The 11,918-nt window shown below is 72.4% G+C and carries 11 protein-coding genes; 9 read left to right on the top strand and 2 right to left on the bottom strand.

Going from position 1 to position 11,918, the window contains the following annotated elements; all coding sequences use genetic code 11:
- Positions 1–43: 43 nt before the first annotated feature.
- The 4 genes from OG782_RS05165 to OG782_RS05150 are packed head-to-tail and all read left to right on the top strand — an operon-like array spanning position 44 to position 4,198.
- Positions 44–952, top strand: a complete 909-nt coding sequence (locus tag OG782_RS05165; protein ID WP_406448205.1) for an acetaldehyde dehydrogenase (acetylating) — start codon at positions 44–46, stop codon at positions 950–952.
- Between the two features lie 27 nt (positions 953–979).
- Positions 980–2,035 carry a 4-hydroxy-2-oxovalerate aldolase gene (gene dmpG / locus OG782_RS05160; protein WP_406448204.1) on the top strand — a complete coding sequence of 352 codons (1,056 nt, stop codon included), beginning with the start codon at positions 980–982 and terminating at the stop codon, positions 2,033–2,035.
- Positions 2,036–2,043: 8 nt separating this feature from the next.
- Entirely contained in the window at positions 2,044–3,228 is a 1,185-nt protein-coding gene (locus tag OG782_RS05155) for an acyl-CoA dehydrogenase family protein (protein WP_406448203.1), read from the top strand.
- 40 nt (positions 3,229–3,268) lie between these two features.
- Entirely contained in the window at positions 3,269–4,198 is a 930-nt protein-coding gene (locus OG782_RS05150; protein ID WP_406448202.1) for a VOC family protein, read from the top strand.
- 157 nt (positions 4,199–4,355) lie between these two features.
- Here OG782_RS05150 and OG782_RS05145 read toward each other — a convergent pair whose 3' ends face one another.
- Together OG782_RS05145 and OG782_RS05140 are read right to left on the bottom strand one after the other, a co-directional pair.
- On the bottom strand, positions 4,356–4,628 hold the full coding sequence (locus tag OG782_RS05145; RefSeq protein WP_406448201.1) for a ferredoxin: 273 nt from the start codon (positions 4,626–4,628) through the stop codon (positions 4,356–4,358).
- Positions 4,628–5,815 (bottom strand): Rieske 2Fe-2S domain-containing protein, encoded by a 1,188-nt coding sequence (locus OG782_RS05140; RefSeq protein ID WP_406448200.1) that lies wholly within the window; start codon positions 5,813–5,815, stop codon positions 4,628–4,630. The genes OG782_RS05145 and OG782_RS05140 overlap by 1 nt, the downstream gene beginning before the upstream one ends.
- A gap of 189 nt (positions 5,816–6,004) precedes the next feature.
- Here OG782_RS05140 and OG782_RS05135 point away from each other — a divergent pair, with 189 nt between their 5' ends.
- From OG782_RS05135 to OG782_RS05115, 5 genes are all read left to right on the top strand, one after another.
- Positions 6,005–6,751, top strand: a complete 747-nt coding sequence (locus OG782_RS05135) for an SDR family NAD(P)-dependent oxidoreductase (protein WP_406448199.1) — start codon at positions 6,005–6,007, stop codon at positions 6,749–6,751.
- 255 nt (positions 6,752–7,006) lie between these two features.
- The gene (locus OG782_RS05130) at positions 7,007–8,167 is read left to right on the top strand and encodes a steroid 3-ketoacyl-CoA thiolase (protein ID WP_406448198.1); all 1,161 of its coding nucleotides are present in this window, start codon (positions 7,007–7,009) and stop codon (positions 8,165–8,167) included.
- A gap of 10 nt (positions 8,168–8,177) precedes the next feature.
- Complete coding sequence (locus OG782_RS05125; RefSeq protein ID WP_406448197.1) at positions 8,178–10,373, top strand: acyl-CoA dehydrogenase; 2,196 nt, start codon at positions 8,178–8,180, stop codon at positions 10,371–10,373.
- A gap of 1 nt (position 10,374) precedes the next feature.
- Positions 10,375–11,265 (top strand): MaoC/PaaZ C-terminal domain-containing protein, encoded by an 891-nt coding sequence (locus OG782_RS05120; RefSeq protein WP_406448196.1) that lies wholly within the window; start codon positions 10,375–10,377, stop codon positions 11,263–11,265.
- Positions 11,262–11,909: a PaaI family thioesterase gene (locus OG782_RS05115; RefSeq protein ID WP_406448195.1), complete on the top strand. Its 648-nt coding sequence runs from the start codon at positions 11,262–11,264 to the stop codon at positions 11,907–11,909. The genes OG782_RS05120 and OG782_RS05115 overlap by 4 nt, the downstream gene beginning before the upstream one ends.
- The last annotated feature ends 9 nt before the right edge of the window (positions 11,910–11,918 follow it).

Here is an 11,918-nt window from a genome sequence, read left to right as displayed (position 1 = left end):
GTATCCGCTCTCCGTATTACTCGACCCGGATGAGGTTCGAACAGTGACCAAGGCGACCGCCGCGATCGTCGGATCCGGCAACATCGGCACCGACCTGATGTACAAACTCCTGCGCTCGCAGCTGATCGAGCCGCGCTGGATGATCGGCATCGACGAGCAGAGCCCCGGCCTCAAGCGCGCGGCGGACCACGGCCTGCACGCGAGTGCCGACGGCGTCGACGCCCTGCTGGCCGGCGACGAGCGGCCGGATCTCGTCTTCGAGGCCACCTCCGCGTACGTCCACCGGGTCAACGCGCCCAAGTACGCCGCACTGGGGATCCAGGCCATCGACCTGACCCCCGCCGCGATCGGCCCGGCCGTGGTGCCCGCGGTCAATCTCGGCGACCACCTAGACGCGCCGAACGTCTCCCTCATCACCTGCGGGGGACAGGCCACCATCCCGATCGTGCACGCCGTCTCCCGGGTCACCGAGGTCGCCTACGCGGAGATCGTCGCGAGCGTCGCCTCGCCGTCGGCCGGACCCGGCACCCGCGCCAACATCGACGAGTTCACGCTCACCACGAGCCGGGGCATCGAGACGATCGGCGGCGCCGCCAAGGGCAAGGCCATCATCATCCTCAACCCGGCCGAGCCGCCGATGCTGATGCAGGACACCGTCTTCTGCGCCATCCCCGCCGGTGTCGACCGGGCCGCCGTCACCGCGTCGATCCGCGAGACCGTCGCCCGGGTCGCCGCGTACGTGCCCGGCTACCGGCTGCGCACCGAGCCGCAGTTCGACGGACCGACCGCGGTCAGCGGCGGGCTCGCCCGCGTCGCGGTCTTCATCGAGGTGGAGGGCGCGGGCGACTTCCTGCCGCCGTACTCCGGAAACCTCGACATCATGACCGCCGCCGCCACCAGGGTCGGCGAGGGCTTCGCCCAGCGGATCACCGCCCGCCGCGCCGGCGCCTGACCCCGCTCACCGAGGAGTACACGAGTCATGCCCTACAGCACCGACCTGGACATCCGCGTCACCGACTCGTCCCTCAGGGACGGCTCGCACGCCAAGCAGCACCAGTTCACCGTCGACCACGTCACCTCCATCGTCGCCGCCCTCGACGACGCGGGCGTGCCCGTCATCGAGGTCACGCACGGCGACGGTCTCGGCGGGTCCTCCTTCAACTACGGCTTCAGCCACACCCCGGAACAGGAGCTCATCAAGGCAGCGGTGAAGACCGCCCGCCGGGCGAAGATCGCCTTCCTGATGCTGCCCGGCCTCGGCCTCCAGGACGACATCCGGGAGGCCGCGGACAACGGCGCCGCGATCTGCCGGATCGCCACGCACTGCACCGAGGCGGACATCTCCGTGCAGCACTTCGGACTCGCCCGCGAACTCGGGCTGGAGACAGTCGGGTTCCTCATGATGTCGCACAGCCGGCCGCCCGAGGTGCTGGCCCGGCAGGCCCGCATCATGGCCGACGCCGGCTGCCAGTGCGTGTACGTCGTCGACTCCGCCGGCGCCCTCATCATGGAGCAGACCAGTGACCGGATCGCCGCCCTGGTCAGCGAGCTCGGCGACGATGCCCAGGTCGGCTTCCACGGCCACGAGAACCTGGGCCTCGGCGTCGCCAACTCGGTACTCGCCGTACGCGCGGGGGCCACGCAGATCGACGGATCGACCCGCCGGTTCGGGGCGGGCGCGGGCAACACACCCGTCGAGGGATTCGCCGCCGTCGCCGAGAAGCTCGGCATCCGCACCGGCATCGACGTACTGAAGATCATCGACGCGGCCGAGGACGTGGTGCGGCCCGTCATGGACGGCGAATGCCTGCTCGACCGGCTGTCCCTGACGATGGGATACGCCGGTGTCTACTCCAGCTTCCTGAAACACGCCGCCCGCCAGGCCGCCACGTACCAGGTGTCCGGCGCCGAGATCCTCATGGAGGCCGGCCGCCGCAAGCTCGTCGGCGGCCAGGAGGACCAGCTCATCGAGATCGCGGTCGCCCTCGCGGCGAAGAACCGGGCCGCGGCCGCCCAGAACTCCCCGGGGAAGTGAGAACAGCCATGTCCAATCCGGTACTCGAGGCAGTCGAGGCACGGGCCGACGAGATCCGCGCACTCGGTCCCGCCAACGAAGCGCTCGGCAGGCTCGACGACCAGGCGGCCAGGATCCTGCGGGACGTCGGGGCGATCCGCATGCTCCAGCCCAAGGCCCACGGCGGCCTCGAACTGCACCCGCGCGAGTTCGCCGAGACCGTGATGAGGATCGCCTCCTGCGACGGGGCCACCGGCTGGGTCGCCGGCGTGGTCGGTGTCCACCCGTGGGAGATGGCGATGGCCGACCCCCGGGTCCAGGAGGAGGTCTGGGGCGAGGACCCCGACACCTGGATCGCCTCCCCGTACGCACCGATGGGCCTGCTCAGGCCCGTCGACGGCGGCTATGTCTTCAACGGCCGCTGGCAGTTCTCCTCCGGGACCGACCACTGCCGCTGGATCTTCCTCGGCGGATTCCTCGCGGACGCCGACGGCAACCGGCTCAACCCCCCGCAGTCCGTGCACGTGATCCTGCCCCGCGCCGACTACGAGATCGTCGAGGACTCCTGGGACGTGGTCGGGCTGCGCGGCACCGGCAGCAAGGACGTCGTCGTCAGGGACGCCTTCGTGCCCGCGCACCGCGTCATCGAGTACGCCAAGGTCGTGGACGGCTCCCTGGCCGCGGAGTCCGGGCTGACCAACCCCGCCTACCGGCTGCCCTTCTCGGCCGCGTTCCCGCTCGGCATCACCGCCGCCGTGATCGGCATCTGCGAGGGCGCCCTCGCCCACCACCTCGACTACCAGCGCGACCGGGTGCAGATCACCGGCCAGGCGGTGCGGGACGACCCGTACGTCCTCTACGCCGTCAGTGACGCGGCGGCCGAGATCGCGGCCTCCCGCTCGGCGCTGCTGGACAACATCTGCCGGATGTACGACGCGGTCGAGGCCGGCCGGGAGATCAGCTTCGAGCGGCGGGCCGTCGGCCGGCGCACCCAGGCGGCCGCCGCCTGGCGGGCGGTCCGCGCGGTCGACGAGATCGTCGCCCGTTCGGGCGGCAACGCGATGCGGCTCGACAACCCGATCCAGCGCTTCTGGCGCGATGCGCACACGGGTCTCGCGCACGCCATCCATGTACCGGGCTCGGTCTTCCACGCCTCGGCGCTGACCGAGATCGGGATCGAGCCGCCGCACGGCCCGATGCGCTCGATGATCTGACGCCTTCGTCCGGCGCATGTCCGTTCAGAGAGGAACACCTATGACGCAGATCCGCGGGCTCGGATATCTCCGGGTCCAGACCCGTGACATCGGCCGCTGGCGTGAACTCGCCGTGGACGCCCTGGGCTTCGCCGAAGGCTCGGGGCCGGACCCCGACGGCCTGTACCTGCGCATGGACGAACGCCGCTCCCGGCTCGTCCTCCTGCCCGGCGACAGCGACCGGGTGCTGTCGGTCGGCTGGGAGGTACGGGACCAGTTCGCACTCGCCGCCGTCGGCCGCGCCGTCGAGGCATCCGGTACGGCGGTGAAGCCGCTCAGCCAGGAGGAGGCCGACGACCGGGGCGTGGAGCAGGGGATCACCTTCGAGGACCCGGCCGGAGTACCGGTCGAGGTGTTCTTCGCCCCGGTCCTCGACCACAGCCCCGTGCTGACCGGGCTCGGTCAGCGGTTCGTCACCGGCGGTCAGGGGATGGGGCACGTGGTACTCCCCACCACCTGCGCGGACGAGACGGTCGCCTTCTACACCGAGGTGCTCGGGTTCCTGCCGCGCGGCGGAATCCGGCTCGGCGGCGGGGCGTCCGGCGCTCCCGCCCGCCGGGTGCGGTTCATGGGCGTCAACGAACGCCACCACAGCCTCGCCGTCTGCCCCGCCCCGCACGGCGAGGAGCCGGGCCTCGTCCATCTGATGGTCGAGGTGGACGAGCTGGACGCGGTGGGCCGCGCCCTGGACAACGTGGCCAAGCAGGGCTTCTCGCTCTCCTCCACCCTGGGCCGGCACACCAACGACAAGATGGTGTCGTTCTACGTGCGAGCACCGGGCGGCTGGGACATCGAGTACGGCTGCGACGGGATGCGCGTCGACGAGAGGCACTACACGGCCGAGGAGATCACCGCCGACAGCTACTGGGGCCACGACTGGTCCGGGTCCGAGCCGCTGGCCGCCTTCACCCCGCCCGGCACCGCGGAGTGAGCCTGCCCCGTCCCGGCCGGTGACACCGGCCGGGACGGGAGCGCCGGCCGCGGCGGGCGGTGACCGATCCGGGCGGAGAGGCCGGGTACGCACACGGTGAGTGCGTACCCGGCCTCTTCATCGCGTCCACGGGGGGAACGGGATTGCGCCCGCGGGGTCAGGCGCCGGGTGCCGGGCCGTCCCCGCCGCCGTCCACGAGCGCGATCGTGCCCCGCAGCGCGGCCTCACGGATCGTGTCACGCAGCGAGCCGCAGCCCTGGAAGGCGGCGTCGGACCCGCCACGCTCCGCGCAGAGGGCCACCGCCCGGCCGTTCCACTGCACGCTCGTCTGCTGCCGGCTGCTCTTGCGCACCAGCACCTGCGCGGCGCACCGCTCGCACGCCAGCGGCCGCATCGGCGCAGCATCGGTGAGCCGGTTGTCGAGGGGCATCAGGCCGGCCGGCCCTCGTCGGCGGCGGTCTTGCGGGCGAGGTTCGCCTCGACCTCATGCCGCCAGGCCTCGACGGGCCGGGTGGTGTCCAGCTCGTACTCGAAGCGGTCGGTCATCTCCTGCTTCACCTCGGCCGCGTCCACGTAGAACTGCTCGTACCAGCGCCTCAGTTGGTAGACGGGGCCGTCCTCCTCGCAGAGCAGGGGATTGTCGATCCGGGTCTTGTTCTGCCAGATCTGGATGTCCTGCGCGAAGCCGAGCTTGATGAACTGAGCCATGCCTGCCGCGAGGTCGTCGGCCGCGTCGCCGGCCGTCGACGGCGAGCGCTTCACGATGATGCCGTACTGGAGGACGAACCGGTCGGCGTCGACGGGATAGTGACAGTTGATCAGGACCGACTGCGTGTCACCGCTCTCGTAGTGGTAGGTCAGGTCGTCGATCATGAAGGACGGACCGTGGTACGAGGCGACCGAGTTGCTGCCGGTCGTCTTCGGCTTGTCGTCCTGCTCCTGGGGGCGGGCATCGGGGCGGCCGGTCGCGCGCATGTACTGGGTGGCGGTGTGGCCCTCGAAGACGTTCTTGAAATATGTCGGAAAGGAGTAGTGGACGTAGAAGAAGTGGGCCATGTCCACCACGTTGTCCACGACCTCGCGGCAGTTGGCGTCGATGACGGTCTCGTACCAGAGCCAGTCGGTCCACTCGTCGCTCGTCGCGCCCTCGATCCGGGGGATGGTCACGCCGGCGGGCGGGGGATTGCCCTCCGGGTCGTTCCACACGAAGAGCATGCCGTCCTGGTCCAGCGTCGGCCACGACGTCGTGCGGGCCCTGAGCGGCGCCCTCCTGGAGTACGGGATCTGCTTGCAGCGTCCGTCGCCGCCCCAGCGCCAGTCGTGGAACGGGCAGGCGACCTGGTCACCCTTGACCGTGCCCTGCGAGAGGTCGCCGCCCATGTGGCGGCAGTAGGCGTCCAGGACGCTGAGCGTGCCGTCGCCGGCCTGGAACACCACGAGTTTCTGGCCGAACGCCCGGACCGAGTGCGCCTTTCCGTCCTTGTACTTCTCCGCGAGGCCCAGGCAGTGCCAGCCGCGCGCGAATCGCGTGGGTGCCGCTGCGGCTTCGATGGCCCTGACGTCATCGGGTGCTGACTCGACTGCGCTCACGGTGCTCTCATCCCCTTCAGGACGCATGGTTTCCGGGTTCCGGACCGTAGGCCGCCGTGCCGGTGCCCGGCCGGGGGAGTCCCACTGACCGGAACAGGTGCCGCCCGGGCCGCCGGGAGCCGGTCCCGGTCGGTGGGACGTGGGTTTCGGGACGCCGTCGGCGGGAGGTACCGTCCGCCGCCTCATCTGCCGGGTTGTACAGCGAAGGGGCCTGTGATGGACCGGTTCGACGGAGTGAAGGTCCTGCTCACCGGTGCGGGGTCGGGGATCGGGCGGGCCACCGCCCTGCGGCTGGTGGCCGAGGGAGCCGCCGTGTACGGCGTCGACCTCTCGGGCGAGGGCCTGGAACGGACCGCCGCGGCGGCGGCCGGACCCGGGCGGATCGTGACAGGGGTCGCCGATGTCTCGGACGAGGCCGAGGTGATGGAGAGCGTACGGGCCGCCGCCGGCGCGCTCGGCGGCATCGACGTCCTGGTCAACGCGGCGGGGATCCACCGGTCGACGCCGGTGGACCGGCTGGCCGTGGCCGACATGGAGCGGCTCTTCGCGGTCAACGTGGTGGGCACGGCCGTGTTCTGCCGGGAGGCGCTGCCGCACCTGCCGGACGGCTCCGGTGTGATCGTGAACGTGGCCTCGTCGGCGGCCTCGCACGGGAACCCGTACATGAGCGCGTACGCCGCCTCGAAGGGAGCGGTTCTCGGCTTCTCGCTGTCCCTGGCCGCGGAGGTGGCGCACCGGGGCATCCGGGTCGTGCCCGTGTCGCCCGGCTCCGTCGCCACCCCGCTCGCCGGGCCGCACGTGCTGCCGCCGGATCTCGACACCGCGTACTACGCAAGGATCCGCGCGCTGTTCGGCACCGCGCAGCCGGAGCAGATCGCCGGGGTGATCGCGTTCGCGGCGTCGCGGGACGCGGCGTATCTCACCGGGGCGGAGATCCGGGCCGACGGCGGATCCCACATCTGACGGCCCGCGTTCGCACAGGCACGGGCGCGCCGGGCCACTGAGCCGGTGCGGCCGGCCACTGACGGGCCCGCCGGGCCGAGCGCGGCCGCGCCGGCCCGCTGTGGGGCCCGCCGGGCGGGTGACGGGCCCGTCGGCCCACCGGCGAGTCCGCCAAGCCACTGAGCGGGACTGGCTCTTGCTTGTTTCGAGAACGAATTCTAGTTTTTATCCCACGTGCCCAGGCCCCCACGGGCCCCTCACACCCTACGGAGAGCCATGACCGAGGCCGTCATCGTCGAAGCCGCGCGGACACCGGTCGGACGGCGCCGCGGTGTCCTGTCCGGGCTCCACCCGGCGGAGCTCCTCGGCCTCGCCCAGAAGGGGCTCCTGGAGCGTGCCGGCATCGCCCCCGAGACCGTGGAACAGGTCATCGGGGGCTGCGTCACCCAGGCCGGTGAGCAGTCCAACAACGTGACCCGCAGCGCCTGGCTGCACACCGGACTCCCGCACACCACCGCCTGTACCACCGTCGACTGCGCCTGCGGATCGTCCCAGCAGGCCGTCCACCTCGTCGCGGGCCTGATCGCGTCCGGTGCCATCGAGACCGGCATCGGCTGCGGCGTCGAGTCGATGAGCCGGGTGTTCCTCGGAGCCGCCCTCACCCCCGGCAACGGCTCCCCGGTGCCGGAGAGCTGGTCCCTGGACATGCCCGACCAGTTCACGGCCGCCGAACGCATCGCCCGCCACCGGGGCATCACCCGGGCCGACGCGGACGCCCTCGGTCTCGCCTCCCAGCAGAAGGCGGCCCGCGCCTGGGCCGAAGGGCGCTTCGACGGGCAGATCATCGAGATCCAGGCTCCCGTCACCGGCCCCGAAGGACCCACCGGTGAGATCGCCGCCGTCACCCGCGACCAGGGGCTGCGAGACACCACCGCCGAAGCGCTGGCCGCCCTCGCCCCGGTCCTTCCGGACGGCATCCACACCGCCGGGAACTCCTCCCAGATCAGCGACGGCGCCGCCGCGGTCCTGCTCATGAGCCGGGAGCGCGCCGCCCGCGAGAGGCTGCGCCCACGGGCCCGGATCGTGGCATCCGCCATGGTCGGCTCCGACCCGTACTACCACCTCGACGGACCCGTCATGGCGACGGAACGGGTGCTGCGCGCCGCCGGGATGACGCTCGCCGACATCGACCTCGTCGAGATCAACGAGGCCTTCGCCTCCGTGGTCCTGTCCTGGGCCCAGGTCCACAGGGCCGACCTGGACAAGGTCAACGTCAACGGCGGCGCCATCGCGCTCGGTCACGCCGTCGGCTCCACCGGTGCCCGGCTCATCACCCAGGCCCTGCACGAACTGGAGCGCACCGGGAAGTCCACCGCGCTCATCACCATGTGCGCCGGCGGAGCGCACGCGACCGCCACCATCATCGAACGCATCTGAGGGGCGCGTCATGACCATCGGACTCACCCAGGAGCACCTCGACCTGCGCGACGCCGTGCGGGCCTTCGTGAACCGGCACATCACCGAGGACACCCTCCGGTCGGCTGCCGACGCAGGCAAGGAGACCCTCCCCGCCCACTGGAGCGGACTCGCCGGACAGGGACTGCTCGGCCTGCACCTGCCGGAGGAGGACGGCGGCGCCGGGTACGGACTCGTCGAACTCGCCGTCGTCACCGAGGAACTGGGCCGCGCGACGGCCCCCGGCCCCTTCCTGCCGACGACACTCGCCTCCGCCGTCCTGCACGCCGCGGGACACCGGACGCACCTCGCCCCGCTCGCCGCCGGCACCACCCTGGGCGCCGTGGGACTCGCGCCCGGCACTCTTGCCCTGACCCGCGCCGCCGACGGCACGGTCACCGTGACCGGAACGTCCGAACTCGTCGTCGGCGGACATCTCGCCGATGTGTTCGTACTGCCCGCGTCCGACGGCGGCCGGACCACCTGGCTGGTGCTGCCGCGCGCCGCTGTGGACACCGCCGACCTCCGCAGCCACGACCTCACCCGGCGCTCGTCACGGGTGACCGCGCGCGCGGTGCCGGTACCGGCCGCAGACCTGCTGGACCTCGATCCGCAGACCCCGCGCGACCTCGCCGCGACGCTCTTCGCCGCCGAGGCCTCCGGTCTGGCCGACCGGTGCGTGACCACGGCCGCGCAGTACGCCCGGGTACGGGAGCAGTTCGGCCGCCGCATCGGACAGTTCCAGGGCGTCAAGCACCGTTGCGCCCGGATGCTCGCGCAGGCCGAACAGGCCCGCGCCTGCGCCTGGGACGCCGCCCGCGCGGCCGGCCCCGGCGGTGCGGACGACGCAGGGGAGGCCTCGCTGGCGGCCGCCGTCGCCGCGGCCGTCGGCGTCGACGCCGCGTTCTCCGCAGCGAAGGACTGCATCCAGGTCCTCGGTGGCATCGGCTTCACCTGGGAGCACGACGCGCATCTCGCGCTGCGCCGTGCGCAGACCCTCCGGATAGCCCTCGGCCCGTCCGCCGTCTGGCGCCGCCGGGTCGCCCGCCTCACGCTGGACGGCGTCCGGCGCGACCTGGGCGTGGAACTGCCGCCGGAGGCCGAGGCGGAACGCGAGGGCATCCGCGCCGAACTGCGGGCGGCCGCCGCCCTGGACGGCGAGGCGCGCCGCACCCACCTTGCCGACCACGGCTACACCGCCCCCCATCTGCCGGCCCCCTGGGGCAAGGGCGCGGGTCCGGTCACCCAGCTCGTCATCGCCGAGGAGCTGCGGGCCGCGGACCTCACCCCCGTCGACATGATCATCGGCGGCTGGGTGGTGCCCACGCTCATCGCCCACGGCGACCCGGACCAGCGGGAGCGGTTCCTCGCCCCGAGCCTGCGCGGCGACATCGTCTGGTGCCAGCTGTTCAGCGAGCCGGGTGCGGGCTCCGACCTCGCCGGGCTCACCACCCGGGCCGAGAAGGCGGACGGCGGCTGGCGCGTCACCGGGCAGAAGGTCTGGACGTCCATGGCCCGCGACGCCCACTGGGGCGTCCTGCTCGCCCGTACGGATACCGAGGTGCCCAAGCACAAGGGCATCTCCTACTTCCTCCTCGACATGACGAGCCCCGGACTCGACATCCGGCCGCTGCGGCAGATCACCGGAGACGCCGAGTTCAACGAGGTCTTCCTCGACGAGGTGTTCATCCCCGACCACCTGCTCGTCGCCTCCCCGGGCGACGGCTGGAAACTCGCCCGGACCACCCTCGCCAACGAACGCGTCGCCCTCTCCCACGACTCGGTCGGCTCCGGCGCCGAGGCGCTGCTGGAGATCGCCGCAGCCTCGGGCCGCCTCGACGACGAACAGCTCACCACCCTCGGCAGCCACCTCTGCGACGCCCAGACCGGCGCCGTCCTCGCCCTGCGCACCACCCTGCGCACCGTGGCGGGTCAGCAGCCCGGCGCCGAGGCGTCCGTCGCCAAACTGCTCGGCGTCGAACACCAGCAACGCGTCTGGGAGACCTGCGTGGACTGGCAGGGCACCGCCGCCCTGACCGGCGAGGGCGAACGCCTCGACGCCACCTGGCAGTTCCTCAACTCCCGCTGCCTGTCCATCGCGGGCGGCACCACGGAGGTCCAGCTGAACATCATCGGCGAGCGCATGCTCGGCCTGCCCCGCGACCCCGAGCCCACCCGGAAAGGCTGACATGCCCATCGACCGCGACAAGGCGCTGACCGCGGACCCGTCCGTCCGCGAGATCCACTGGACCACCCGTGATGTGCTTCTGTACCACCTGAGCCTGGGCGCCGGCGCCGGTGCGGCCACCGACCCCGAGCTGCACCTCACCTTCGAGGACGGCCTGACCGTCCTGCCGGCCTTCGCCCTGGTGGCCGGATCCGGGATCTCCTCCGGCGAGGGCGCCGCACCGGGCCTCCATCTGCCCGGCATCGACATCGACCTGCGGGCCCTGCTCCACGCCGGCCAGGGGCTCCGGGTCCACCGGCCCCTCCCCGCCTCGGGCACCGCCACGCTCCGTACCCGTGTCGCCGAGGTCTGGGACAAGGGCGGGGCCGCACTCGTCGTCCTGGAATCCTCGGCCACGGACCCCGGCGGCGAACCGCTGTGGACCACCACCACCCGCATCTGGGCACGCGGCGAGGGCGGCTTCAGCCAGGACCCCGGCCCGCAGGAGCGGTGGACGGCACCGGACCGTCCCGCCGACACCGTCCTCACCTCCGTCACCACACCCCAGCAGGCCCTGTGGTACCGGCTCAACGGAGACCTCAACCCGCTGCACGCCGACCCCGCCGCCGCCCGCGCCGCCGGGTTCGACCGGCCGATCCTGCACGGCCTCGCCTCCTACGGGCTGGTCTGCAAGGCGCTCGTCGACGGGATCCTCGGCGGTGACGTCACCCGGCTCACCGGCCTCACGGTGCGCTTCGCCGGCCCCCTCGTCCCCGGGGAGTCCCTCGTGACCTCCGTATGGCGGGACGAACCGGCGGACGACGGCACCGGGCGGCTCGTGCTCCAGTCGGCCTGCCCGCAGCGCGACGGCGCGCCCGTGCTCACCCACGCGACGGCGACGGTGATCTCATGAGCGCCCCCTCGCGCGAGACCACCGCACCGCCCACGGCCCCCCGGCTGGTCGCCGAACCGCACAAGGACGGCGTCGACGCAGCCGTCGCGGCGGCCCGCCGGGTGATCGCCGCCCTGCTGCGCGCGGGCGACGGAACCGGCGCGGACATGAACGCGATCGCCGCCCGGCTCGACGCCGTCGCCGCAGGGCTCACCGAGAAGGCACCCGCCGTGGAGGAACGCCTCGCCGAGATGTGGCGCGGCGAGGGCGTCACCCGGCACGACCCCGTCACCGGCCCGGAGAACGCTCTCGCACCGCCGCTGCACCTGCGCGGCAAGGAGGACGGCTCCGTCGAGGGCGTCGTCACCCTCGATCTGCCCTACCAGGGACCGCCCGGCCATGTGCACGGCGGCATCTCGGCGCTGCTCCTGGACCACACGCTGGGGGTGGCCAACCACTGGGGCGGCCCCTCGGGGATGACCGCGGAGCTGACCCTGCGCTATCTGCGGCCCACGCCGCTGTTCGAGCCCCTGACGGTCACCGGGCGCCAGATCTCGGTGGAAGGTTCACGCATCCGTACGGCCGGCGAGATCTCCGCCGGTGGCCGCACCTGCGTCACGGTGGAGGGGCTCTTCATCAACAAGCACCTTCCCAGGCCGAGTTGAGGGAGAGAA

Origin of the sequence: Streptomyces sp. NBC_00876 (assembly GCF_045207435.1) — a bacterium.
Taxonomy (GTDB): domain Bacteria; phylum Actinomycetota; class Actinomycetes; order Streptomycetales; family Streptomycetaceae; genus Streptomyces.
Note: the sequence above shows the minus strand (reverse complement) of the source record. Positions and strands in the feature narration are given on the sequence as shown.